Here is a 25,053-nt window from a genome sequence, read left to right as displayed (position 1 = left end):
GGCGGGATCGCGTGGCAGGTTTCAGTGTGCAGCGGATGGGGCTGGCGACAGTCTCATCCGTCAGCAGAAGGGGCAGAACAGGTAGGAAGGCGGGAGGGCAAGATAAAACCGGGCGGCACCCTATGGGGCCGATCCGGGGGGCAAGCCCTTGTCTGCACACTGTTCCGGACGGCACCGTCTCCGGGCCGTCATGGTGCCGCGAGGCGCGGCAAAGCCAGCATCCGCCGCGTTTTTCGCGGCACTCTGCGCCCAAATCGACGGTTTCGGGCGGATCGGCCATGAGTGGCGACGACGACAACCGCTTCCGGCCAAGGCCCGGCCGCGTCCGCTCCGACGCGCCGAAGGCGGGGCAGACGAAGAGCTTCTTCAGCCAGGTCAAGAAGATCGCCCGCCAGCAGAGCACGGCGGCATCCTCGCGCCACTCGGCATCGGCGAAGTCGGCCTCGTCCGGCAAGGCAGGTCCGAAGCACAATACCTTCGCGGGACCGGGCGTCCGGCGCGGCCGGGGCGCCAGCTTCGTCCAGTCCCGCCACATCGCCGGCGGCTGGCGGCACAGCGCGCCGGGAATGCGCCGCGTCGTCATCAAGACCCGCTTCGTCAAGGGCGCGGGCAAGAGCGGCAAGGCGGCCGCCCATCTGCGCTATATCCAGCGCGACGGCACGTCACGCGATGGCGAGCGCGGGCAGCTCTATTCGGCGGGCGAGGATCGTGCCGATGGTGATGCCTTCCTTGATCGCGGCAAGGATGATCGCCACCAGTTCCGTTTCATCGTCTCGCCCGAGGACGCCGCCGATCTCGCCGACCTGACGGGCTATACCCGCGAGCTGATGGCGCAGGTCGAGACCGACCTTGGCACCAAGCTCGATTGGGTCGCGGTCAATCACCACAACACCGGCCATCCGCATGTCCACGTCATCGTCAACGGCCGCGATGCGCTGGGCGAGGATCTCGTCATCAATGGCGACTATCTCGCCAATGGCATCCGCGAGCGGGCGAGCGAACTGGCGGCGCTGGAACTCGGCCCCGTCACCGAGATCGAACAGGGCCGCAAACTCGCGGCCGAGATCGACCAGGATCGGCTTACGCGGATCGACCGGGCGATGATCGCCGAGGCCGATGACCGTTTTATCGATCTGCGCCATGAACCGGGCGATCTGCGCGGCCAGTCCGACCGAACCCTGCGCCTGCGCCGTCTCGGCAAGCTCGGCGACATGGGCCTAGCCACCGAGCACGCGCCGAGCGTCTGGGAATTGAGCGAAAGGCTGGAGCCGACCCTGCGCGAGATGGGCGAGCGTGGCGACATCGTTCGCACCATGCAGAAGGCGCTCCGGGCCGAGGGCGCCGAGCGCGATCCGATGAGCTTCGAGATTCACGATGCCGCGCCGGCGACGCCGATCATCGGGCGCGTCATCGACAAGCATCTTTCCGACGAGTTGGGCGAGAACCTGACGCTGGTGGTCGATGGGATCGACGGGCGCACGCACCATGTCTCCGGCATCGATCCGGCCCGCGTTGAAGACGCCCGCATCGGCAGCGTCGTCGAGATCGGCCCGGCGGACGGCGCAGCTCGCCCGTCCGATCGTGCCATCATCGGCATGGCCGAGGACGGCATCTATCGGCCGAGCCGCCATCTGGAGCAGGCCCGGTTCGAGGGCCGCGTGCCGGGCGGGGAATATGAGGGTTTCGTCGATGCCCATGTTCGCCGGCTGGAGGCGTTACGACGGGCCGGGATCGCCGAGCGGATCGACGCCGATCAATGGCGTATCCCGGATGATTTCGAGGCGCGCGTCGCCGCCCATGACGCGGGGCGTAACGCCCGCGCCAATATCCGCGTCCTCTCGACCTTCGACCTCGATCGCCAGATCGGATCGGACGGCGCAACCTGGCTCGACCGCTGGCTGGTCGGCGCGGGTACATCGGACCTGTCGGTGTCGGGGTTCGGAGAGCAGGTTCGCGAGGCGATGGATCGCCGCCGCGAGACCCTGATCGACCGTGGCGATGCGATCCGTCAGGTCGATGGCCGCACCGCCTATCGCCGTAACCTGATCGCCACGCTTCAGGAGCGTGAAGTCGCCCGTGCCGGTGACGAATTGGCGGCGAAGAAGACGCTGCCATTCCGCGCCGCCGCCGATGGCGAGACCGTCACGGGGAAGTTCACCGGGACCGTGCAGCTATCGAGCGGCAAGTTCGCCATCGTCGAGAAGTCCCACGAGTTCACCCTTGTCCCGTGGCGGCCCGTCATCGACCGGCAGCTCGATCGCGAGGTGTCAGGCATCGTCCAGAGCGGATCGGTGTCCTGGCAGTTGGGGCGGCAGCGGGGATTGGGGATTTGATGCTCTTCAATTCCTCGCGGGACTATACCGCGCCATCATCATCGCAACGGCTTCCTCGACGACGCGCTTGCGCTCGGTGGCGGATGGCGCCTCTCCGACACCGACGACGCGCAGCCACAGAAGGGGTTCGTTGAGCAGGCCGAGGAACTGCCGCGCGGCCAGTTCGGCATCGGGGATGGCGAGCGTTCCGTTCTCATTGATCTGCTTCAGATAGCCGATCAAGGCGCGCATGGCCGGCGCCTTGCCGGCCTCGAAGAAGTTGCGCGGCAGGTCGGGAAACCGCGTACCCTCGCTGATGACCATGCGCAGGAAGGCGACGGCGATCGGCGGTTCCCAGAAATCGACGATCGCCTTGCCGAGACGGCCGAGTCCCACGGTCGGGTCATTCAGGGCTTGCCTGTCTGCCGTGATCTCCACCACCGGAAAATCCCACCAGACCCGCTGGACGGCCGCCGCGAACAGCGCCTCCTTGCTCTCGAATTGATTATAGACCGTGCACCGCGCCGCGCCGGATTCCTTCGCCACGAGGTCCATGCTCGCGCCCTCGTAACCGTGTGCCAGAAACACGCGCGTCGCCGCGTCCAGAATGGCGTCCCGCTTCGGCGTCTCCGCGCGAACGGTGTCCTTCTGCGGCAAAACGGTTTTCCCGGCATGGGAACGCGGACCTGACAAGGCATTCTTCTCCTGTTGACTGCACTGCACAGTGCAGTGTAATTAATCCAGCACTGCACTGTGCAGTGCATAGGAGATACACGATGTCAGACTCCATTTCCACCACATCCCCATCCAATGATCGATTCAGAGAGGGCAGCGAGCGGTTCGCCGCCGTCACCGGATTTCCGGCTCAGGCTTTTCTCGACAACTTTAAGAACAGCTCGCCCGATATCGGGCGCTATGTCGTCGAATGGGTGTTCGGCGATGTCTACGGCCGCGACGATCTTGATCTGAAGACGCGCGAACTCGTCATCATCGCTGCCGGAGCCGCGCTCGGGACGACCGGCATTGATGTCCTGAAGTTCCACATCCCAACCGCGATCCGCGCCGGTGCGACCCGCGAGGAAGTCTTCGGCACCCTGATCCAGGTCGCCATCGTCGCCGGCGTCCCGGGCGCACTGGCCGCGATCACGGCGGCGGGGCAGGTTCTTTCCGGCATGGATGGAGCCGCCGCATGACCGAGGCGCCCTCCGTCCGCGAACTGGGAGCGCCCGCGATCGTCATCATGGCGATCGCGTCCGCACTCACCGTGGCCAATGTCTATTTCAATCAGGCGCTGCTTCCGGCCATCGCGGCGGATTTCGGCGTCAGCCCGCGCGATGCCGGCCTGATCGCCACGCTGTCGCAGCTCGGCTATGCCCTCGGCATCCTGCTCGTCGTGCCGCTGGGCGACCGGAACGAGCCGCGTTCTCTCGTCCGCATTTTGCTCATCGGCGTGGCGGCGGCGCTGGCTGCCGCTGGCCGCCGGACTGACCCGCCCTGAACGGCGCGGCCGTGTCATCGCGGCGGTGCAGACGGGCCTCGTGCTCGGCATCCTCATGTCCCGCACCCTGGCGGGGGTGGGGGCAAACAGTTTCGGATGGCGGCCCGTCTATCTGGTTGCGGCCGGGCTGATGGCGGCGTCGGCCGTCATTCTGCCGGCCGTGCTGCCACGGCGCGGCATCGTCCCGGCAGCGACGCCCTATCTCGCCCTGCTGGGGTCTCTCTGGGGATTGCTCCGCCGCGAAAGGGCGCTGCGTCTGTCGTGCCTTCTTGGTGCGGCGATCTTCGCGGCCTTCTCTGCCTTCTGGACCACCATCCCGTTCCGCCTGGGACAGCCTCCGTTCGATCTCGACCTTGCCGGCGTCGGCTATTTCGCGCTGTGGGGCGGGATCGGCGGGCTGGCTTCGCTGTTCGCCGGCGGATTGATCGATCGGTTCGGACAGGACCGGGTGAGCAACGGTGCGATCGTTCTAGCGGCGATCAGTCTGGCGCTCGTCATCTTCCGATCGGACGACTATCTCGCGCTGGTCATCGGCGCAAACCTCCTGAGCTTCGCCCTATCGGCCGGGCAGATTGCCAATCAGGCTCGTATCTTCGCCCTTGGCGCGGACATCCGCAGCCGTCTCAACACGATCTACATGGCCTTCACCTTCGCGGGCGGCGCTATCGGCAGTGCCGGGGCCGGGATCGTTTGGGCATCCCATGGCTGGGTCGGCGTCTGTGGCTTCGCACTGGTCTGTGTGGCCGTAGCGGGCGCGAGCATCGCTTTTACCCTCATAGGTCGGGCGACCCGAGCAGGTGCGCCCTGACGATTCAGCAAGGCACAAATAAGATGCGTAGGACGTGCCGCGTTTCTGATATTCCGGGCGTCGCCAGCGGTCGGATACCGATGGTCTCTCTTCTGCACGTTCTTGCAGTCGCGGAGCATCTGAACTTTCACCATGCGGCGAATGTGCTGGGCACGACGCAATCGAGCGTCAGCGCCCGGATCAAGGCGCTGGAGGAAACACTGGGCATCTTGTTGTTCGAGCGGCGTCATCGCGGCGTTCGGCTGACGGAAGCCGGACGCCGTTTCGTCGCCGAGGTCGCGACCGGGATCGACCATCTCGACCATGCCATCCGAACCGCCGGAGCAATTTCCTCCGGTGCGACCGGGCAACTCGCCATCGGTCTCATTTCGTCTATTGCGGGCGGCTTCCTCGCTGATCTGCGCGCAAGTTTCCGTGCTGAACATCCCGATGTCGAGCAAATCGTCACGGAAGGCCCTTCCGCGCAGACGGTAGCTCTGGTGCGCGACGGCAAGCTTGACGTGGCGTTGGTGCTCGATCCGGTCGACGCGCCGGACTGCCATTCCCGACTGCTCTGGAGCGAGCCTTATCTAATCGCTTTGCCCGCGGCTCATCCCTTGGCGATGAGCGATAGCATCACATGGTCTGACCTCGCGCCGGAGACATTCTTGGTGCGAACCGCCGGAGGCGGGCCGCAGCTCTTCGAGCATATTGTCCGGCGCATCGCCGAGCGCGGGCGATCTCCGCATGTTCAGCGTCGCGATGTCGGCCGCGATACGCTGATGCACATGGTCGCAAGCGGCGAAGGCGTGACCCTCGTCAGCGAGACCGCACGGCACATGAACGTCCCCGGCATCGTGCTGCGCGCGATCGCCGACGAGACTGAACAGGCCCGGTTCAGCGCCATCTGGTCGCCGCACAACCGCAGCCCGGCGCTCATGAACCTGCTAGACCTCGCCGCGCAGATGGGGCGGTCAGCCCGAGCGGGGTGACGCTTTCAACAATTCGCCGGGTTCGACCGCGAGCGCCTCGGCGATCTGCCCCAATACCGTGACGCTGGCCGACACGTCGGCCCGTTCGATCGCGCCGATATAGCGTGCGCTTAGTGCTGCACGGTCGGCCAGCTCTTCCTGCGTCATGTCTCTGTCATGACGCATCCGACGCAGATTGACCGCCATGACCTCTTTCAGGTCCATGGCTGCACAGGAACCTGCGTCGGAACGATCGTTCTAGGAATGATCGTTCCGATTCGTCGATTCTTGTGGTAACTGAAGGAGGATTATTGTCCGCAGACGACACCTTGCTTGCCGCGGTAAAGGAAACATCCGGTCGGTCGCTCGTATTCGAGAGCGATTTGCGGTAAAGCGTGAAACGCCGTCGCGGTGCCGAAAGGAGAACCGCAGGATGCGCGTGCGCCCCGAACTCGATCCCGATGTCGATGATCTGGCCCCAACCGGGCCGGATATCACGATCTATGACGAGAAGCATTTCGTGACCTATCTACGCCTGCTCGACGCCGAGGCGGACGGCGCCGATTGGCAGGAGGTGGCGCGGATCGTTCTGCATCGTGATCCGGTCACGGAAACCGAGCGGACCCGGACATGCTGGCAGAGCCATCTCGCCCGCGCGCAATGGATGACCGGCGTCGGCTATCGCAAGATACTGGAACAGGCGGCGGCCGAGGCGCGATCGACACGGCACTGACCGTCCTTTTTCTTCGCCATGGTATCCGAAACCCGCACGCTTCGGAATTGCTGTTGCTTGTGGTCGGAACGGCTATTCTCTGATCGGCTCCGTCTCTTTTGCCGATCGGAGCCTGTATGCGCGGAGGCCAGATTCTCTGGGGGCAGATCGCCCTCGTGTTCACCATTGTCCTGCTAACGACCTGGGCGGCGACGCAATGGGTTGCTTATAGGTTGGGGTTTCAGGCGCAGCTTGGGCCGCCCTGGTTCGAGGCGGCGGGTTGGCCGGTCTATTATCCTCCAATCTTCTTCTGGTGGTGGTATTGCTACGATGCCTATGCGCCTTCGATCTTTGTCGAGGGTGCGTTCGTCGCGGCATCGGGCGGTTTCATCGCCATCGCCGTTGCGATCGGCATGTCCGTTATCCGCGCCCGGCAGGCGAAGACCGTCGCAACATACGGATCGGCGCGATGGGCGGAACCGGAAGAGATCAAGGCGGCCGGGCTGCTCGACCCCGATGGCGTCCTGCTCGGCCGCCTCGACCACGACTATCTGCGCCATGACGGCCCCGAGCATGTGCTGTGCTTCGCCCCGACCCGATCGGGCAAGGGCGTCGGCCTTGTGGTGCCGACGCTGTTGACCTGGCCCGGTTCGGTCATCGTCCACGACATCAAGGGCGAGAATTGGGGGCTGACCGCCGGCTTCCGGTCGAAGCATGGCCGCGTGCTGCTGTTCGATCCGACCGATCCGGCTTCGTCGGCCTATAATCCGCTGCTGGAGGTGCGGCGCGGCGACAAGGAAGTCCGCGATGTGCAGAACATCGCCGACATCCTCGTCGATCCCGAAGGCGCGCTCGACAAGCGCAACCATTGGGAAAAGACCAGCCATTCGTTGCTGGTCGGTGCGATCCTCCACGTTCTCTACGCCGAGAAGGAGAAGACTCTCGCTGGCGTCGCCAATTTTCTCTCCGACCCCAAGCGCCCCGTCGAGGCGACGTTGCGCGCGATGATGAACACACCGCATCTGGGCGAAGCCGGCGTTCATCCGGTGATCGCGTCATCGGCGCGCGAACTTCTGAACAAGAGCGACAACGAACGGTCGGGCGTGCTTTCGACCGCCATGTCGTTCCTCGGTCTCTATCGCGATCCCGTGGTGGCGAAGGTGACGGCGCGGTGCGACTGGCGCATCGCCGATCTGGTCGCGGGCGAAAAGCCCGTCAGCCTCTATCTCGTTGTGCCACCCTCCGACATCAACCGCACCAAGCCGCTGATCCGCCTGCTGCTCAATCAGGTCGGGCGGCGGCTGACCGAAGACCTGAAGACATCGTCCAACCGCCATCGTCTCTTGTTGATGCTCGACGAGTTTCCCGCACTCGGCCGCCTCGACTTCTTCGAAAGCGCGCTCGCTTTCATGGCGGGCTATGGCATTAAATCCTTCCTGATCGCGCAGAGCCTCAACCAGATCGAGAAGGCGTATGGCGCGAACAACAGTGTGCTCGACAATTGCCATGTGCGAGTCGCCTTCGCCACCAATGACGAGCGCACCGCTAAGCGCGTCTCGGATGCGCTGGGCACCGCGACGGAAATGCGCGATTCCACCAACTATGCCGGCCACCGGCTGTCGCCCTGGCTTGGGCATCTCATGGTGTCGCGGCAGGAGACGGCCCGGCCGCTGCTGACCCCCGGCGAGGTCATGCAGCTTCTGCCCGCCGATGAACTGTTGCTGGTCGCGGGCGTGCCGCCGGTGCGGGCGAAGAAGGCGCGCTATTACGAGGACGCCCGGTTCATGGAGCGCATCCTGCCTCCGCCGAAGCTGGCTGAGGCAAAAGGTCCGGCGAAGCAGCCCGCTGATGACTGGTCGGCGCTGGCGATCCCGTCCACGTCGGCAGGCGCCGCACCGGGTGACGGGAGCGGCGGCGTCGTCGATCCAGCCAATGCGGGTATCCGCCGTGAGCCGGAATTGCCCGAGCACGAGGAAATCGCGCCGCCCGAGCCTTCGACCTTCAACGAGTTCGACGTGCTCGACGACGATCCCGACATCGACGCCGCGAAAGCCCGCCGCCTCCGCCTTCAGGTCACGTCGGTCGCCCGGCAGGCGACGATGGACCCGGCTGACGGCATCGACCTGTGAGGATGGCGGTCATGCAGACCAAGACCCGCATGAACGTCTATTTCGATCCCGATCTTCTGAAGAAGGTCGAGGCGCTGGCGCTCCGCCGCAACATCTCCAAGTCCGCTGTCATCGAAGCCGCCGTCGCATCCTTCCTGTCCGCCGACGCCTCCGAACGGCTGGAGGCGGTGTTCGCCCGTCGCATGGACCGGATCGGTCGCCAGATCGACGGGCTGGACGAAGACCTCGCCATCCTCGGTGAGACGCTCTCGCTGTTCGTCGAATACTGGATGACCATCACACCACCGCTTCCCGAGAGTGCCCACGCATCGGCCAAGGCGAAGGGCGGGGAACGGTTCACGAAATTCCTCAACACGCTCGGCCGGAAACTCGCGACCGGCGATCGGTTCCTCAAAGACCTGTCGCGTGACATTGATGCACGGCGAAATGGCAGTGGTGATTCACAATCATGAAGGGCTGATGGCGGTAGTCGGCAAATATTCAATCCCGCCGATTGCCGCCTTTTCTCGCCGATCCCCGCACGACATTCGATAGTTGTTGAACCGACCTGATTTCCGGCTCTTTTAATCATCCCCGTCCGGGGACCGTGTGTTTCTCCCCGGCGAGATCGGGGATCGAATGGCGGTTTCGCATCACAATTCGGAAGGTCTGGCACGCGGCGCGCGGATGCTGCGCACGGCGCTCGGTCCGGCCATCGCCCGGTTTCTGGAAGACGTTGCCGTCGTCGAGGTTATGCTGAACCCGGATGGCCGCATCTGGATCGACAGACTTTCCGAAGGGCTGTCCGATACGGGCGAACGCCTGTCGCCTGCCGATGGCGAACGCATCGTGCGCCTGGTCGCCCACCATGTCGGCGCCGAGGTTCATGCGGGTAACCCGCGCGTCTCGGCCGAACTGCCGGAGACGGGAGAGCGGTTCGAGGGGCTGTTGCCGCCGGTTGTCGCGGCCCCGGCTTTTGCCATTCGCAAGCCCGCCGTCGCGGTGTTCACCCTCGACGATTACGTCGCGGCCGGGATCATGTCGGCGGCCCAGGCCGAGGCGCTGCGTGAGGGCGTAGCATCGCGCGCCAACATTCTCGTCGCCGGCGGCACCTCGACCGGCAAGACCACGCTGACCAATGCGCTACTCGCCGAGGTGGCGAAAACCGCCGACCGCGTCGTCATCATCGAGGACACGCGCGAACTGCAATGCGCAGCGCCCAACCTCGTCGCCATGCGGACCAAGGATGGCGTGGCGTCGCTCTCCGATTTGGTGCGCTCATCGCTGCGACTGCGTCCCGATCGTATCCCGATCGGCGAAGTGCGCGGCGCGGAAGCGCTCGATCTCCTGAAGGCATGGGGCACCGGTCATCCGGGCGGGGTCGGCACGATCCACGCCGGCAGCGCCATCGGTGCGCTGCGCCGCATGGAACAGCTCATTCAGGAAGCCGTCGTCACCGTCCCGCGCGCGCTGATCGCCGAGACGATCGATCTCGTCGCTGTCCTTTCCGGCCGTGGCTCGGCCCGCCGCCTGTCCGAACTCGCCCGCGTTGAGGGTCTTGGCCCTGACGGCGACTACCGCGTCGTGCCCGCCGTCAGCACTCCGGTTTCCGGGGACGACGGCGACCCGATTTCCACCTCCCAAGCCCCCAACCTCAACCCCGAAGGAGATCGTCCATGATCCAGCGCCTGCGCGTGATGCGCCACCATCTCACCCTGTCGGCCTCGGTCGCCGTCGTCAGCATCCTGACGGCCGTGCCCGCCCACGCCTCCGGCTCGTCGATGCCGTGGGAACAGCCGCTCCAGCAAATCCTCCAGTCGATCGAAGGCCCGGTCGCTAAGATCATTGCCGTGATCGTCATCATCTCGACGGGTCTGGCGCTGGCCTTCGGCGATACGTCGGGCGGGTTCCGCCGTCTGATCCAGATCGTGTTCGGCCTGTCGATCGCCTTCGCGGCAAGCTCGTTCTTCCTGTCGTTCTTCTCCTTCGGCGGCGGGGCGCTGGTCTGATGGCGGGCGTCGTCGATCAGGGGAGCGAGGTTCCGGGCTTCACAGTGCAGGTCCACCGGGCACTGACCGAGCCGATCCTGCTCGGCGGCGCGCCGCGCGCCATCGCCATCATGAATGGAACGCTGGCAGGCGCGGTCGGCCTCGGCCTGCGCCTGTGGCTGGTCGGCCTCGCCATCTGGGTGATCGGCCATTTCGCGGCGGTTTGGGCGGCGAAGCGCGATCCGCTCTTCGTCGAGGTCGGCCGCCGCCATCTGCGCATCCCCGCGCACCTCACGGTCTGACAGGGAGCCGCGCGATGATGAACCTTGCCGAATACCGTAACAAAAACGCACGGCTCGCCGACTTCCTCCCCTGGGTGGCGCTGGTCGGCGCCGGCATCGTCTTGAACAAGGACGGCAGTTTTCAGCGGACAGCTCGCTTCCGTGGGCCGGACCTCGACAGCGCCGTGCCGGCCGAACTGGTCGCCGTCGCCGGGCGCTTGAACAACGCCTTCCGCCGTCTCGGTTCTGGCTGGGCGATCTTCGTCGAAGCGCAGCGCCATGCCGCCGCGACCTATCCGAACAGCTTGTTCCAGGATTCCGCCTCCGCTTTGATCGATGCCGAGCGCAAGGCGGATTTCGAGGAAGCGGGCGCGCATTTCGAGTCCAGCTATTTCCTGACCTTCACCTATCTGCCGCCCGCCGAGGACGCCGCGCGCGCAGAAACCTGGCTCTATGAGGGCCGCGAGAAGACCGGCATCGATCCCAACGAGGTGATGTCGGGTTTCGCCGACCGCACCGACCGGCTCCTGCGCCTGATCGAAGCCTTCATGCCGGAATGCCGCTGGCTTGATGACAGCGAGACGCTGACCTATCTGCATGGCTGCGTGTCCACGCACCGGCACCGTGTACGCGTCCCCGAAACCCCGATCTATCTCGACGCGCTGCTCGCCAATCAGCCGCTGACCGGCGGGCTGGAGCCGCGCCTGGGCGATCAGCATCTGCGCGTGCTGACCATCACCGGATTTCCGACCGCGACGACACCGGGCCTGCTCGACGAACTGAACCGGCTGGCTTTCCCCTATCGCTGGTCCACTCGCGCCATCCTGCTCGACAAGACCGACGCCACGAAGCTGCTGACCAAGATCAGGCGGCAATGGTTCGCCAAGCGCAAGTCCATCGCCGCGATCCTCAAGGAGGTGATGACCAACGAGCAATCCGTGCTGGTGGACACGGATGCGTCGAACAAGGCGGCGGATGCCGATCTCGCGCTTCAGGAACTCGGTGCCGACTATGCCGGCATCGCCTATGTCACGGCGACGGTAACGGTCTGGGACAATGATCCCCGCATCGCCGACGAGAAACTACGCCTCGTAGAGAAGGTCATTCAGGGCCGCGACTTCACGGCGATGGCAGAGACCATCAACGCCGTGGATGCCTGGCTCGGATCGTTGCCCGGCCACGTCTACGCCAATGTCCGGCAGCCGCCGATTTCCACGCTCAATCTCGCCCACATGATCCCGCTTTCAGCGGTGTGGGCGGGGCCGGAACGGGATGAGCACTTCAGTGCACCGCCCCTGCTGTTCGGCAAGACCGAAGGCTCGACCCCGTTCCGGTTTTCCCTTCACGTCGGAGATGTCGGGCATACGCTCGTTGTCGGCCCGACCGGCGCGGGCAAGTCGGTGCTGCTGGCGCTGATGGCGCTTCAGTTCCGTCGTTACCGAAACGCGCAGGTCTTTGCCTTCGATTTCGGGGGCAGCATTCGGGCCGCAGCCCTCGCCATGCGCGGCGACTGGCACGATCTCGGCGGCGGGCTGACGGACGGATCGGAAACCTCCGTCTCGCTGCAACCGCTTGCCCGCATCGAACAGACCGCCGAACGCGCCTGGGCGGCCGACTGGATCGTCGCCATCCTGATCCGCGAGAGCGTCGCCATCACCCCGGAGGTGAAAGAGCATCTCTGGACGGCGCTGACTTCGCTCGCCTCCGCGCCGGTCGAGGAACGCACCATCACCGGCCTCTGCGTCCTGCTCCAGTCGAACGACCTCAAGCAGGCGCTGCGTCCCTACTGTGTCGGGGGTGCCTGGGGCCGCTTGCTCGATGCGGAGGCCGAACATCTCGGCACCGCGACCGTTCAGGCGTTCGAGACAGAAGGGCTGATCGGCACGGACGCCGCACCCGCCGTGCTCCCCTATCTGTTCCACCGCATCGAAGATCGGCTCGACGGGTCGCCGACCCTCATCATCGTCGATGAAGGCTGGCTCGCGCTGGACGACGAGGGCTTCGCCGGCCAGCTCCGCGAATGGCTGAAGACGCTGCGCAAGAAGAACGCCAGCGTGATCTTCGCCACGCAGTCGCTATCCGACATCGACGGCAGCGCGATCGCGCCTGCCATCATCGAGAGCTGCCAGACCCGGCTTCTGCTTCCCAACGAACGGGCGATCGAGCCGCAGATCACCGCCATCTACCGCCGTTTCGGTCTCAACGACCGGCAGATCGAGATCCTCGCGCGGGCCATGCCGAAGCGCGACTATTACTGCCAGTCGCGGCGCGGCAACCGGCTGTTCGAGCTGGGCCTGTCGGAGGTGGCGCTGGCGCTCTGCGCCGCATCCTCCAAGACCGATCAGGCTGCCATCGCAGCCGTCATGGCCGAACACGGCTCGGAAGGCTTCCTCGCCGCCTGGTTGCGCCATCGTGGCGTCGAATGGGCTGCCGATCTCATCCCCAACCTCACCAATCTGGAGACACTGCCATGACTTTCCGCCGCACCCGCGCGGCGCGGCTCGCTGCCGCGCTCTTGACCACTCCCATCATCGCCGCGCCAGTGTTGACGACACTGGTGGCGACACCGGCCCACGCCATCGTCGTGTTCGACCCATCGAACTATGCGCAAAACGTCATACAGGCGGCCCGCGCGCTCCAGCAGATCACCAACCAGATCACCTCGCTTCAGAACGAAGCGCAGATGCTCATCAACCAGGCGAAGAATCTGGCGAGCCTGCCGATCTCGTCGCTTCAGCAGATTCAGCAGTCGGTGCAGAAGACCCAACAGCTTCTGCAACAGGCGCAGAACATCGCCTATGACGTGAAGCAGATCGATCAGGTCTTTTCCCAGAAATACGCCAATGTCTCGATGTCGGCGTCGGACAAGCAGCTTGTCGCCGACGCCCGCTCGCGCTGGCAGAACACGGTCGGCGGTCTTCAGGACGCGATGAAGGTGCAGGCCACCGTCGTCGGCAATATCGACACCAACCGCACGGAGATGTCACGGCTGGTCGGGGCCAGCCAGGGCGCCACCGGCGCGTTGCAGGCGGCCCAGGCCGGCAACCAGCTTCTCGCCCTTCAGGCCCAGCAGCTCGCCGATCTCACCGCCGTCGTCGCCGCCAACGGTCGGGCGCAGGCGCTGACCGATGCCGAACGTGCCGCTGCCGCGGAACAGGGCCGCGAGCAGCGCCGCCGCTTCCTGACACCGGGCGCGGGCTATCAGCCGGGCAATGCCCGGATGTTCCCGAACAGCGGCAATTGAGGGGAGCGACGCCATGGACGGCAAGATGCTCGCCCGGATCGGCGCCGTCGTCTTCGTCGGCGTCGCCATCACTGCCACCGCGATCGAGATGACGCGCAAGCCTGATGAACCGGAGGTGCGTATCCTCCGGCCCGACCTCGATGCGCAGACCGCACCGTCGCGGCCGATATTGCGCCGCTGCCGCGACATGGGCGAGGCCGCCACCCGTGATCCGGCCTGTCTGAAGGCATGGGCACAGAACCGCGACCGCTTCCTGAAACAGGGCAGCGAGATCAGCACATCGGCACCCGATGCGCCGGGCGCGCCGACGACATTGTTCCCATCCGCGCCGGACCCAGCCGCTGATCCGATCCGCAAGGAGTCCATGCCGGCCGATGCGCCCATCGACCTGGAGGCGCGCTGACATGCAGGGCACCGGCGTCATCGACCATTTCCTCGAAGTCTTCACCCGCTACATCGACGGCGGCTTCGGCCTGCTCAAACCCGAGGTGGCCTTCATCGCCACCACGCTGATCGTCATCGACGTGGTGCTGGCGGCGCTGTTCTGGTCGTGGGGCGCCGACGAGGACATCATCGCCCGGCTGGTGAAGAAGACGCTGTTCGTCGGCGTCTTCGCCTACATCATCGGCAACTGGAACAACCTTGCCCGCATCGTCTTCGAGAGTTTTGCCGGCCTCGGCCTGAAGGCCAGCGGCACAGGGTTCTCGGTCTCCGACCTGATGCGTCCCGGCAAGGTGGCGCAGACCGGCCTCGATGCGGGTCGCCCGCTACTCGATTCCATCTCCGACCTGATGGGCTGGGTGTCGTTCTTCGAGAACTTCATCCAGATCGCCTGCCTGCTGTTCGCCTGGGCGCTGATCCTGCTCGCCTTCTTCATATTGGCCGTGCAGCTCTTCGTCACCCTGATCGAGTTCAAGCTGACGACGCTCGCCGGCTTCGTGCTGATCCCCTTCGGCCTGTTCGGCAAATCCGCCTTCATGGCCGAACGCGTGCTCGGCAACGTCATCTCGTCCGGCATCAAGGTGCTGGTGCTCGCCGTCATCATCGGCATCGGCTCGACGTTGTTTTCCGAGTTCACCAAGGGCTTCAGCGGTGCGACGCCGACCATCGACGATGCGATGGCGATCGTGCTCGCGGCTCTTTCCCTTCTCGGCCTCGGCATCTTCGGTCCCGGCATTGCCAACGGTCTCGTTTCCGGCGGCCCGCAGCTTGGCGCCGGCGCGGCGATCGGCACGGGCCTCGCCGCCGGCGGCATGGTCGCGGCAGGCGGTGCGGCCATCGGCGCCGTCGCATCCGGTGGAGCGGCCTTGGCGGGAGGCGCCGCTGCCGCCGCCCGTGGCGGGGCTGCGCTCGCGGGTGGCGCTTCCGCCGCCTACAGCCTCGGCGCGGCCGGTCAGTCCGGCGCATCCGTCGTCGCATCCGGCCTCGGCAATGTCGCTTCGACTGGCGCGCAAGCCGCCGTCTCGCCGCTGAAGAAGGCCGCTGGTCGCGCCGCCGACAGCCTCAAGCAGAGCTACCAGTCCGGTGCGCGCGGCGCGTTCGAGGTGACAGGCGGCTCTTCGACTGCTGGCACGATCGGCGGAGAGGCCGACGCCGCCTCAGCCCCTGACGCACCGTCCGCATCCGCCGCCGGCAGCCCGCCCGCCTGGGCGAAGCGGATGCAGCGCTCCCAGAAATTCTCCCACGGCGTCCAGGCCGCCGCCCACGCCGTCAAGTCCGGCGACGCCCATGGCGGCGGCTCTTCCGTCAATCTCTCCGAAAGCGACTGATCCATGTCCATCTTCAAGCGACCCGCCACCCATTACGGCAAATCACCCCAGCCCGAGACGCCCTATCAACGCGCGAGCCAGGTCTGGGACGACCGCATCGGTTCCGCCCGCGTGCAGGCGAAGAACTGGCGGCTCATGGCCTTCGGTTCGCTGGCGCTCTCGGCGGGCTTGTCCGCCGCGCTGGTCTGGCAATCGACCAGCGGCTCGATCGTGCCGTGGGTGGTGCAGGTCGACAAGCTCGGACAGGCGCAGGCGGTTGCCCCCGCCATCGCTGACTACCGGCCGACCGATCCGCAGATCGCCTTCCACCTCGCGCGCTTCATCGAGCAGGTCCGCTCGATCCCCGCCGACGCCATCATCGTCCGCCAAAACTGGCTGCGCGCCTACGACTTTACCACGCAGGCTGGCGCGCTGGCGCTGAACGATTACGCCCGCGCCAACGACCCCTTCACCAAGGTCGGCAAGCAGCAGGTGGCCGTCGAAGTCTCCAGCGTGATCCGGGCGTCGCCCGACAGTTTCCGCGTCGCCTGGATTGAGCGCCGCTATCAGGACGGCGCACTCGCCAGCACCGAACGCTGGTCCGCCATCCTGACGATCGCGCTCCAGACCCCGCGCGATGCGGAAAAACTCCGGGCCAATCCGCTCGGCATCTACGTCAACGCCATCAACTGGTCGAAGGAGCTTGGACAATGATCCGGCCGTCTCATCCGACCGCCGGACGTCCGGCGGCACGCACTCCCGTATTCCCGTCTCTCCGTAAATCCGCCTATGCGGTCGTGCTGCTCTCCGCCACGGCGCTCGCCGGCTGTGCGACCACGACCCCGCCGCCCGACATCGCCTATGACGACGCGGCGCCCGCCGTGCAGACGGTCGATCCGCCAGCGCCCGTCACCGTGGTCGAACTGCCCAAGCCTCTGCCGCTGCCCGGCCAGATGAAGCCGGTGGGAGCCTCGCGCCAAACACCCGAGCCGGTCGATCCTGCCGCCCGCGTCAATCAGGCCAATGCCGCCGCGCGCATCCAGCCTGTCCGCGACGGCTTCATCAACTCCATGCAGGTCTATCCCTTCACGCAAGGGGCGCTTTATCAGGTCTACACCGCTGTCGGGCAGATCACCGACATCGCGCTTCAACCGGGCGAAACGCTGGTCGGTTCCGGCCCGGTCGCCGCCGGCGACACGGTGCGCTGGATCATCGGCGATACCGAGAGCGGCGCTGGCGCGGGCAAGCAGGTCCATATCCTCGTCAAGCCGACCCGGCCCGAACTAATGACCAATCTCGTCATCAACACGAACCTGCGCACCTATCATATGGAACTGCGCTCGACCGAGCGGACCTATATGGCCTCGGTGTCCTGGCAGTACCCGCAGGACCAACTCATCGCGCTGCGACGCCAGAATGCACAGGCAGAAGCCCAGCAGCCGATCTCGACCGGGGTCGATCTGTCCCGCGTCAATTTCCGCTACGAAGTGTCGGGCGACCGTGCCCCGTGGAAACCGCTGCGCGCCTTCGATGACGGCCGGCAGGTCTTCATCGAATTCCCGCGCGGTATCGGCCAGGGCGAGATGCCGCCGCTGTTCGTCGTCGGGCCGGAAGGCGCGACCTCCGAACTGGTGAACTACCGCGTGCGCGGCAACTACATGATCATCGATCGGCTGTTCGCCGCCGCCGAACTGCGTTTCGGCGCCGACCGCAGCCAGAAGCGCGTCCGTATCTCCCGCACCGACGGAAGGCCGGCATCATGAGCGCCGCCGATCCCTATAAGGAAGAAGGCCGCGAGCCGGATGCTCCGCGTCCGACCGATGCGGGGGGCGACGACGCCCAGCCGCTGACCGGCGAGCCGGTCGCGCCGATGCGACTGAGGTCCGAGCCGCCGCGCGTCACCCGCCTGTCGCGCAAGGTGCTAGCCGGTCTGGGTGTCGTCGCCAGCATGGGCGTCGGCGGAGCGTTGATCTATGCGCTTCAGGTCGGCCATGGCGGCGGCAAGAGCGAGGAACTCTATTCCACCGATAACCGGACGACGCCGGACGGGCTGAACGGTCTGCCGAAGGACTATACCGGCCCGGTGCTCGGCCCGCCGCTGCCCGGCGATCTCGGCCGCCCCATGCTCGACGCGCAGAACCGCGGCCAGCCCGTCACGCCGCCGGCGATGACGACGCCGATGCCCGCCGGTCCCAGCCCGGAGGAGCAGCGCCGCTTGCAGGAGCTGGAGGCCGCACGGCTGGCGAAGCTGTTCGCCCCGACCGAGACACACAAGGCGACACCGGGGGCTTCCACGCCTTCCGCAGCGCCCATGCCGGACCTCGCCAGCCTCGGCCTGGCACCGCAGCCGGCGACACCCTCGGCGCAGGACCGTCAGCTCGCCTTCCTCAACCAAACGCCCGACAAGCGCACGGTCTCGCCCGATCGCGTCGCGGCCCCCGCATCGCCGAACGTGCTTCAGGCCGGGGCGGTGATCGCCGCCGCCCTCATCACCGGCATCCGCTCTGATCTGCCCGGCCAGATCACTGCGCAGGTGACGGAGAACATCTATGATAGCCCGACCGGCCGCATCCTGCTGATCCCGCAGGGCACCCGTGTCATCGGCCAGTACGACAATGGCGTCGGCTTCGGACAGCGCCGCATCCTGCTCGTCTGGAATCGGCTGATCTTCCCGAACGGCCGCTCGATCGTGCTGGAGCGCCAGCCCGGCACGGACCCGCAAGGTTATGCCGGTCTTGAGGATGGCGTCGATTATCATTGGAGCGAGCTGTTCAAGGCCGCAGCACTTTCGACCCTGCTCAGCATCGGCAGCCAGGCGGGATCGTCCGGTGACGAGAGCGAGATCGCCCGCGCGTTGCGTCAGGGCGCATCCGACAGCGTGAGCCAGGTCGGACGGCAGGTGGTCGGCCGCCAGCTCGACATCGCCCCGACGCTCACCATCCGCCCCGGCTTCCCGGTCCGCGTGATCGTCACCCGCGATCTCGTGCTCGAACCTTACGGGAGCGCGCCATGAGCAAGCTCAAGCTCGGCCCGATCGCCGATGACAAGCCGGTCAAGGTCACGGTCGAACTGCCCGCCGCCTTGCACCGCGATCTGACCGATTACGGGCGTTTGCTGGCCGACGGCGGTTCTCCGATCGAGCCGACAAAACTCATCGTCCCCATGCTGGAGCGGTTCATCGCCACCGATCGCGGCTTCGCGAAAGCCCGCCGTGCGACCGATCCGTCCTCGTCCCGAAAGTCTGACCAATGACCCCATCCCATTCTACGGGAGGCCGCCATCGCCTTGCCGCCGTCCTGATTGCTTCCACCATGCTCGCCGCACCGGCGCACGCCAACAATTACGGCGAAAGCTATGGCTGGCAGTTCCGCACCTCCGCCGACCGTGCCAATCAAGCGATCGTCCTCGACCTGATGGAGAAGCGGCGCGGCGGCTTCTATCAGGCGCCCAGCTACACCACGAATATCGACCGCCAGTATAATTGCGGCGTCACCGCCACCTCGGTCGGCAACGAGGGATCGCAGAGCGCGATCGCCAATTCGCCCTCGGTCAGTGGTCCGACCGCGCTCGCCACCGGCAACAATTCCGACACGGTGCTGAATGGTCGGGGTACGGGCCGCGCCGGAAGCTGGCAGAGCAACAGCGGCGCCGTCTCTGCCGGCGTTACCGGATCGGCCTCCGCTTCGGTGAGCGGCAGCCCGACCCAGGCGCTCAATTCAACCCAGACCAACAGCGGATCGCAGCACTCCAGCGTTTCCGGTTCGAGCGCTTGCAGCTTCGGCGGTGCGAGATGATCGGTGCCGCCCGTTTCACCGCCGTCGCCATGGTGGCCGTCTCACTGACGGCCTGCGCCTCGATCCACACCGAACAACTGGCGGCCGGCGAAGCCGCCCAGCCGGTCGGGCCGCCGGTGCGTGACAATCGCACACCGATGGACCCGGTGTTCGCCTGCTTTTCCACGCAGCTTCCCACAAAGGCGAAGGCGCTGGTCATCGGCGTCGGCGAGGTCCGAGACTATACCGGCAAATTCTCCAATCTGGAGGGCAATGCGGTCACGCAGGGCGGCGCACTGATGGTCACATCGGCGCTCGGCAAGCTCGGCGACCGTATCCGTCTTGCCGAACGCTTCGATCCGTCTGTCGCCGAACGCGAGCTGCTGTGGATGGACAAGCGCCAGCTCGGCGACGGTGAACAACATAGCGTTCCCGGCCAGCCTGGCGGGCCGGTGAAGTGGCTGCCGTATTTCGGCGGCTCGCTGATCGGCTCTGATTATTTCATCGTCGGCGGCATCACCGAAGTCAATTACGACCTCCATTCCGGCGGCGCCGAGATCGGCGTCAACGGCGTCGGGCCGAAGGCGCGGGTGTTCACGCAATCGGTCGCGGTCGATCTGCGCATCGTCGACACCCGCTCACTGATCGTCGTGAAGACCGTCAGTCTGACCAAGCAATATACCGGCTACGAGATCGGCGCCGGCACCTTCCGCTTCTTCGGCTCCAACCTCTTCGACATCAACATCGGCGCCAAGGGTCAGGAACCCCTTCAACTCGGCATCCGCACGACGCTCGAAGAAGTGACCCTGCGCCTCGTCGGGACCGTCCTCAAATCCGATCCCGAAACCTGCCTCGCCTCGCGTCCGCCCGAGCAGCGTCCACGCCTGACCGGCGATCGGATTGCTGCTGTCACGACCCATCGCCGCGATCCCGGCCAGTCACTGCCCTGACTGGCGGCCTCAGCACACCTTCCGTTCCCCCACGGCCCAATTCCGGGCCACAACCCAAGGAGACCATGATGACCAGTATCCATTCCCACCGTGCGCGCGGGCTTCTCGCCGGCACCGCCGTCGCGATGCTCGCCACGCTGATCGGCAGCGCCGCCGGCGCTTCCGAGCTTCAGGGCCAATATACCGCCGCCAATCACCAGAAACTCGAACAGGCATGGAGCAGCGAAGGTCAGCCGATCCCGACGACCGCCACCGCCGATGGCCGCTATGGCGTTTCCACTGGCTGGGCGTCGGCGAGTGATTCCGCGCTCACCATCTCCGGCAACCGCCAGTCGGCGGAAGTTGCGGGTAATGCCGCTACGACCACGCTGACCGCGAAGACCGTGCGGGCCGAGGGCGGTGGCACCTATGAGCCGACGCCGTTCGCCGTCCTGTCCAATCGCCAGACTGGTAACGGCGCGGTGAAGGCTACGTCCCGCATGACCGTTGCGGTTCCCGGCGAGATCGGCGGATCGAGCGTTACCCTGTCGGACAACGCCAACACCGCGCTCGCCCGCATGAACGATGCCTCGAATGGTCTGACGGTCGAAACGGTCGGCCTGTCCGGCGATGTGCAGCTCGGCAGCCGCCAGCGTGCAGCCGGCCAGGTCACGACCAGCGCATCCAGCCGGATCGGCGTCGGCAACGCCGGATCGCCCATTGCCTCGTCGCGCGCGACCGTTGAGAGCAACAGCACCGCCTCCGAGGCGACCGCCAACCGGGCGCTCAACAGCCTGACGGCGACGGCAGCGAGTGTTTCCGGCGGGCGCACCGTGCTCGATAACCGCCAGAGCAACGATGCCGAGGTCCGTTCGACGACCAAGGCGGCGTTCGGCGTCGCCGGCAGCGGAGCCTATGGGTCGGCTATCGGCATCGAGGGTAACAGCGCCGCATCGCTGGCGCGCGGCAATGTCGCGGAGAATCGCATGACCGTCTCCGGTGGTGTCGGTAATGGCGACTATCCGGGCGGCGGCGAGGTGCCGATGCTGGCGCGGGCGTCCGTCTCCCTGCCGATCGCCGGTTCAGTGCTCTCCAACCGACAGGTGAACACTGGCGCGGTCACGGCGAAGACTGTTGCCGGCGCAGGCGTCGCGCTCAACTGCGGCTGCACCAACGACAGCCGGATCGGCGCCACCGACAATACCGGCTCTGCGTCCGCCTATGGCAATGCCGCGCTGAACGGCGCGACCGTCAATGGAAATGGTCAGCCGGTCGCCCTGGTCAGCAATGTGCAGGTCAATCGTGGTCCGGTCTCGGCCACCGTCGTCGGTCACTTCGGCGCGTCCATGACCGGCGGCGTCAATGCCGGCCTGGTCACGATCGCCGGCAACAGCCTCACCGCCACCGCCATCGGCAACCAGGCCGTCAACACGCTCACCGCCAGCCGCTGAGCCACCGCTACCGATGACGCCGGAGCCGCCCCGGTGTCATCGGGAAGGCCGCCATGCCGCTCCCCCTCGGCATGGCGGCCTTTTTGATGAGAGCGGCATCATTGCGATCGTGAACCACGAACGAGGTATCGGAACATGCTGACTTCAAACCCACGCCACCATCGGCAGGATCATCGGGCGGCGCTTTGCCGCGCCTTCCGATCGGGGGAACCGACGCCTGCCTATCGAACCGGATGGTGAGTTCATGTCTCGGCGCCAAGATCATAAGACCCGGCGTCAGGCGCGTGCCGCCCCCGGCATTCTGCCCGACGACCTCTACGACTATATAGACGAAGCCGAAGGAGAGGCCGCGCCTCCCGCATCAGTCAAAAGCCGGCCGGTCGATCCGTCGCTCACCCACTGGACGGTCTCCGACGACTGGCCCGAGCGCGTGCCGGTGACGGAGGCCGAAATCGACCTGTTCGAGGCGTGGTTCGGTGACATCTTGGATGAACTGTTCGGCAAGTCCGCCTGATCCGTCTCCCCTCAACGGCAGGCGATTTTCCTTGATTAAATTATGTTACTATGATAACTGAAATGGCGAATATCCGCTTCGCCATCTGGCGCCTTCGTCCGGTCGGCAAGCGCCACGACGGAGGCTTCTACGCCATGACCACGCTGAAGGTCGGCATCGCCGATACCGGGGAGATGAAGGCCCGCACGCTGCGCATCGCGCGCGGCGAGGAAAAGCCGTCGCCCGATGATCCGAAGATCTGGTTCATCTCGACGGAATCCTTTTCCAAGGTGCTGTCCGCGCCCAATCGCGAGATGCTGCGCCTCATCGCCGAAGAGGAGCCGGAGTCGCTCGACGCCCTGGCCGAGCTGACGGGCCGCGCCAAATCCAATCTCTCCCGCACGCTGAAAGCAATGGTCGGCTATGGCCTGATCCGCATGGAGCGCAGCGGCAAGAAACTCGCCCCCAAACTCGTCCATGATCGCGTCATGCTGGAACTGGCGCTCGCCAGCCCACGCCGCAAATCCTCACGTCCGAAGGAGACCATCCATGAATAAAGAAGCTCCCTTGGTCGCCACCCGCGCCGCCCTCTATCTGCGCGTCTCGACGGCGCGGCAGGCCGAACATGACGTGTCGATCCCGGACCAGAAGCGGCAGGGCGAAGCCTATTGCGTATCACGCGGCTACCAGCTCGTCGAAACCTTCGTCGAGCCGGGTGCGACCGCGACCAACGACCGCCGACCGGCCTTCCAGCAGATGATCGAAGCGGGCACGTCGAAGCCCGCGCCGTTCGATGTCGTCGTGGTTCACAGCTTCTCGCGTTTCTTCCGCGATCATTTCGAGCTGGAGTTCTACGTCCGCAAGCTGGCGAAGAACGGCGTCAAGCTGGTCTCGATCACGCAGGAGATCGGCGACGATCCGATGCACGTCATGATGCGGCAGATCATGGCGCTGTTCGACGAATATCAGTCGAAGGAGAACGCCAAGCACGTCATGCGCGCCCTGAAGGAGAATGCCCGTCAGGGCTTCTGGAACGGCGCGCTGCCGCCGATCGGCTATCGCATCATCGCCGCCGAGCAGCGTGGCGCCAAGACCAAGAAAAAGCTGGAGATCGACCCGCTGCACGCCGACACCGTGCGACTGATCTATCGGCTGGCGCTCCAGGGCGAAGGCGGCTCCGGGCCGATGGGCGTCAAGGCCATCGTCAACTATCTCAACCGCAACCGCATTTTCACGCGCGACGGCGGGCGCTGGGGCATCGGCCAGCTTCACCGCATACTGACCCGGCGCACCTATATCGGCGAGCACGAGTTCAACAAGCGCTCCAAGTCCAAGGAGTTGAAGCCGGTCAGCGAGATCGTCGTGGTGCCGGTGCCGCGCCTGATCGATCAGGAGACGTTCGACGCGGTGCAGGAGCATCTGCGCATCCGCAATCCGAAGGTCACGCCGCCGCGGGTGGTCAGCGGGCCGACCCTGCTGACGGGCATCTGCTTTTGCGAGAAGTGCGGTGGGGCCATGACCATCCGCACCGGCAAGGGCGGACGCTATCGCTACTACACCTGCTCGATCAAGGCGCGGCAGGGCGAGACCGGCTGCTCCGGCCGCTCGATCCCGATGCCACAGCTCGACGCCATCGTCTGCGACCATATCGAGAACCGGCTGCTCCAGCCCGAGCGGCTGGAGGACATCCTGGCCTCGATCCTCGACCGGCGCGAAGAGCGGGCCGATCGCCGCCGCGAGCATATCGCCGAGTTGAACCGCCGTGCGGCCGAGACCGAGCTTCGGCTGAAGCGGCTCTATGAGGCGATCGAATCAGGCGTGGCCGATCTGAACGATCCGGCGCTGAAGGAGCGCGTCGTGGCACTCCGGGCGCTGCGCGATCAGGCGCAGGCCGATTCCGAGCGCGCTCAGGCCCAGCTCGAAAGCTCCGGCAGCATGGCCGTCACCCCGGCGGCGCTCCGCAAGTTCGCGACCGCCGCTCGCAAGCGTCTACGTCAGGACGGTGGCGGCTATCGGCGGGATCATCTGCGCGCCTTCGCCCAGCGCGTCGAGGTCGGGGAGAGCCATGTCCGCATCATGGGATCGAAGGGCGAACTGCTCCGCACCCTCACTTCGGTCTCTAGCGGGAAATCGGCGGGAATCGGCGTGCCCACTATGGGACTGAAATGGCGGAGNATGGGATCGAAGGGCGAACTGCTCCGCACCCTCACTTCGGTCTCTAGCGGGAAATCGGCGGGAATCGGCGTGCCCACTATGGGACTGAAATGGCGGAGTGAGAGGGATTCGAACCCTCGATAAGGCTTTTGACCCTATACTCCCTTAGCAGGGGAGCCCCTTCGGCCACTCGGGCATCACTCCGGGTTTTGTCGCACGCTGCAGCCGTGCTGCAGCGGCCGCATAGAATAGCGGCTCGCCGCGCAGGCGGCAAACATATTCACTCCGAAGTGACGTTCTCGGACGCCGATGGCGAACCGATCTCTTCGCCACGCTGGATGCGCTGATAGATTTCTTCGCGATGCACAGCCACGTCCTTGGGCGCGGTGATGCCGATACGCACTTGGTTGCCTTTCACGCCAAGCACGGTCACCGTGACCGAATCGCCGATCATCAGGGTTTCGCCGACACGGCGGGTCAAGATCAACATGTTTCTTCTCCGTAATCCGGCAAAGGATAGTGCCGGGGGCGCGCCTGCCCCGTGAAAAGGGGTCGGCGGCTTCCTGGTACATTCATGAACCTAAAGCATGTTAGCGGCCGGAGA

General features: G+C 65.7%; 25 protein-coding genes, 1 tRNA gene and 1 pseudogene. 23 read left to right on the top strand and 4 right to left on the bottom strand.

Annotated elements, in window-relative coordinates:
* Window positions 1-278 precede the first annotated feature (278 nt).
* On the top strand, window positions 279-2,333 hold the full coding sequence (locus ASD72_RS02810) for a DUF3363 domain-containing protein (protein WP_056878421.1): 2,055 nt from the start codon (window positions 279-281) through the stop codon (window positions 2,331-2,333).
* 6 nt (window positions 2,334-2,339) lie between these two features.
* Here the strand turns inward: ASD72_RS02810 and ASD72_RS02805 are convergent, their stop codons facing one another.
* Window positions 2,340-3,005 (bottom strand): TetR/AcrR family transcriptional regulator, encoded by a 666-nt coding sequence (locus ASD72_RS02805; RefSeq protein WP_200948802.1) that lies wholly within the window; start codon window positions 3,003-3,005, stop codon window positions 2,340-2,342.
* An 83-nt stretch (window positions 3,006-3,088) separates the two neighbouring features.
* Here ASD72_RS02805 and ASD72_RS02800 point away from each other — a divergent pair, with 83 nt between their 5' ends.
* The 3 genes and pseudogenes from ASD72_RS02800 to ASD72_RS02785 all read left to right on the top strand — a co-directional run bounded on the left by ASD72_RS02800 (window position 3,089) and on the right by ASD72_RS02785 (window position 5,589).
* On the top strand, window positions 3,089-3,505 hold the full coding sequence (locus tag ASD72_RS02800; RefSeq protein ID WP_056878419.1) for a carboxymuconolactone decarboxylase family protein: 417 nt from the start codon (window positions 3,089-3,091) through the stop codon (window positions 3,503-3,505).
* A pseudogene (locus ASD72_RS02790) lies at window positions 3,502-4,618 on the top strand (MFS transporter). The gene ASD72_RS02800 and the pseudogene ASD72_RS02790 overlap by 4 nt, the downstream one beginning before the upstream one ends.
* 80 nt (window positions 4,619-4,698) lie before the next feature.
* A complete protein-coding gene (locus tag ASD72_RS02785) occupies window positions 4,699-5,589 on the top strand; it encodes a LysR substrate-binding domain-containing protein (RefSeq protein ID WP_056878416.1) in 891 nt (296 codons plus the stop codon).
* On the opposite strand, the gene ASD72_RS02780 is transcribed toward ASD72_RS02785, so the two are convergent.
* Entirely contained in the window at window positions 5,572-5,793 is a 222-nt protein-coding gene (locus ASD72_RS02780) for a helix-turn-helix transcriptional regulator (protein ID WP_056878415.1), read from the bottom strand. The two genes, ASD72_RS02785 and ASD72_RS02780, sit on opposite strands and share 18 nt — an antisense overlap.
* 208 nt (window positions 5,794-6,001) lie before the next feature.
* Between ASD72_RS02780 and ASD72_RS02775 the strand changes: the two genes are divergently transcribed.
* The 19 genes from ASD72_RS02775 to ASD72_RS02685 all read left to right on the top strand — a co-directional run bounded on the left by ASD72_RS02775 (window position 6,002) and on the right by ASD72_RS02685 (window position 22,852).
* On the top strand, window positions 6,002-6,301 hold the full coding sequence (locus ASD72_RS02775) for a DUF2285 domain-containing protein (RefSeq protein WP_056878414.1): 300 nt from the start codon (window positions 6,002-6,004) through the stop codon (window positions 6,299-6,301).
* A 116-nt stretch (window positions 6,302-6,417) separates the two neighbouring features.
* Window positions 6,418-8,409, top strand: a complete 1,992-nt coding sequence (locus tag ASD72_RS02770; RefSeq protein WP_056878413.1) for a conjugal transfer protein TraG — start codon at window positions 6,418-6,420, stop codon at window positions 8,407-8,409.
* Window positions 8,410-8,420: 11 nt separating this feature from the next.
* Entirely contained in the window at window positions 8,421-8,861 is a 441-nt protein-coding gene (locus tag ASD72_RS02765) for a CopG family transcriptional regulator (RefSeq protein WP_056878499.1), read from the top strand.
* A gap of 166 nt (window positions 8,862-9,027) precedes the next feature.
* Window positions 9,028-10,068 (top strand): P-type conjugative transfer ATPase TrbB, encoded by a 1,041-nt coding sequence (trbB, locus tag ASD72_RS02760; protein ID WP_056878412.1) that lies wholly within the window; start codon window positions 9,028-9,030, stop codon window positions 10,066-10,068.
* Window positions 10,065-10,397: a TrbC/VirB2 family protein gene (locus ASD72_RS02755; RefSeq protein ID WP_056878411.1), complete on the top strand. Its 333-nt coding sequence runs from the start codon at window positions 10,065-10,067 to the stop codon at window positions 10,395-10,397. Before trbB ends, ASD72_RS02755 begins: the two co-directional genes overlap by 4 nt.
* Window positions 10,397-10,678 (top strand): VirB3 family type IV secretion system protein, encoded by a 282-nt coding sequence (locus ASD72_RS02750; RefSeq protein ID WP_056878410.1) that lies wholly within the window; start codon window positions 10,397-10,399, stop codon window positions 10,676-10,678. The genes ASD72_RS02755 and ASD72_RS02750 overlap by 1 nt, the downstream gene beginning before the upstream one ends.
* A 14-nt stretch (window positions 10,679-10,692) precedes the next feature.
* The gene (trbE, locus tag ASD72_RS02745; protein ID WP_056878409.1) at window positions 10,693-13,131 is read left to right on the top strand and encodes a conjugal transfer protein TrbE; all 2,439 of its coding nucleotides are present in this window, start codon (window positions 10,693-10,695) and stop codon (window positions 13,129-13,131) included.
* Window positions 13,128-13,901: a P-type conjugative transfer protein TrbJ gene (gene trbJ, locus ASD72_RS02740; protein WP_056878408.1), complete on the top strand. Its 774-nt coding sequence runs from the start codon at window positions 13,128-13,130 to the stop codon at window positions 13,899-13,901. The genes trbE and trbJ overlap by 4 nt, the downstream gene beginning before the upstream one ends.
* 13 nt (window positions 13,902-13,914) lie before the next feature.
* Entirely contained in the window at window positions 13,915-14,304 is a 390-nt protein-coding gene (gene trbK-alt / locus ASD72_RS02735; protein ID WP_056878407.1) for a putative entry exclusion protein TrbK-alt, read from the top strand.
* Between the two features lies 1 nt (window position 14,305).
* The gene (gene trbL / locus ASD72_RS02730) at window positions 14,306-15,670 is read left to right on the top strand and encodes a P-type conjugative transfer protein TrbL (protein ID WP_056878406.1); all 1,365 of its coding nucleotides are present in this window, start codon (window positions 14,306-14,308) and stop codon (window positions 15,668-15,670) included.
* A gap of 3 nt (window positions 15,671-15,673) precedes the next feature.
* Window positions 15,674-16,363: a conjugal transfer protein TrbF gene (gene trbF / locus ASD72_RS02725; protein WP_056878405.1), complete on the top strand. Its 690-nt coding sequence runs from the start codon at window positions 15,674-15,676 to the stop codon at window positions 16,361-16,363.
* Complete coding sequence (gene trbG / locus ASD72_RS02720) at window positions 16,360-17,412, top strand: P-type conjugative transfer protein TrbG (RefSeq protein WP_056878404.1); 1,053 nt, start codon at window positions 16,360-16,362, stop codon at window positions 17,410-17,412. The genes trbF and trbG overlap by 4 nt, the downstream gene beginning before the upstream one ends.
* Before the next feature lie 107 nt (window positions 17,413-17,519).
* Window positions 17,520-18,662 carry a TrbI/VirB10 family protein gene (locus tag ASD72_RS02715; protein ID WP_240309589.1) on the top strand — a complete coding sequence of 381 codons (1,143 nt, stop codon included), beginning with the start codon at window positions 17,520-17,522 and terminating at the stop codon, window positions 18,660-18,662.
* Window positions 18,659-18,901, top strand: coding sequence for a DUF2274 domain-containing protein (locus ASD72_RS02710; RefSeq protein WP_056878402.1), 243 nt, complete (start codon window positions 18,659-18,661; stop codon window positions 18,899-18,901). Before ASD72_RS02715 ends, ASD72_RS02710 begins: the two co-directional genes overlap by 4 nt.
* A gap of 59 nt (window positions 18,902-18,960) precedes the next feature.
* A complete protein-coding gene (locus ASD72_RS02705) occupies window positions 18,961-19,443 on the top strand; it encodes a hypothetical protein (RefSeq protein WP_114229173.1) in 483 nt (160 codons plus the stop codon).
* Window positions 19,440-20,372, top strand: coding sequence for a CsgG/HfaB family protein (locus ASD72_RS02700; RefSeq protein ID WP_056878400.1), 933 nt, complete (start codon window positions 19,440-19,442; stop codon window positions 20,370-20,372). Before ASD72_RS02705 ends, ASD72_RS02700 begins: the two co-directional genes overlap by 4 nt.
* A 65-nt stretch (window positions 20,373-20,437) precedes the next feature.
* Window positions 20,438-21,802, top strand: a complete 1,365-nt coding sequence (locus ASD72_RS02695) for a hypothetical protein (RefSeq protein WP_056878399.1) — start codon at window positions 20,438-20,440, stop codon at window positions 21,800-21,802.
* Window positions 21,803-22,046: 244 nt separating this feature from the next.
* A complete protein-coding gene (locus ASD72_RS02690; protein ID WP_114229172.1) occupies window positions 22,047-22,316 on the top strand; it encodes a hypothetical protein in 270 nt (89 codons plus the stop codon).
* A 62-nt stretch (window positions 22,317-22,378) separates the two neighbouring features.
* Window positions 22,379-22,852 carry a helix-turn-helix domain-containing protein gene (locus tag ASD72_RS02685; RefSeq protein WP_235577907.1) on the top strand — a complete coding sequence of 158 codons (474 nt, stop codon included), beginning with the start codon at window positions 22,379-22,381 and terminating at the stop codon, window positions 22,850-22,852.
* A gap of 1,708 nt (window positions 22,853-24,560) precedes the next feature.
* Here ASD72_RS02685 and ASD72_RS02675 read toward each other — a convergent pair.
* A tRNA-Ser gene (locus ASD72_RS02675) sits at window positions 24,561-24,653 on the bottom strand.
* A 76-nt stretch (window positions 24,654-24,729) separates the two neighbouring features.
* The gene (gene csrA, locus ASD72_RS02670) at window positions 24,730-24,939 is read right to left on the bottom strand and encodes a carbon storage regulator CsrA (protein ID WP_056878398.1); all 210 of its coding nucleotides are present in this window, start codon (window positions 24,937-24,939) and stop codon (window positions 24,730-24,732) included.
* Between the last annotated feature and the right edge of the window lie 114 nt (window positions 24,940-25,053).

Source organism: Pseudoxanthomonas sp. Root630 (assembly GCF_001427585.1).
GTDB lineage: Bacteria > Pseudomonadota > Gammaproteobacteria > Xanthomonadales > Xanthomonadaceae > Pseudoxanthomonas_A.
Note: the sequence above shows the minus strand (reverse complement) of the source record. Positions and strands in the feature narration are given on the sequence as shown.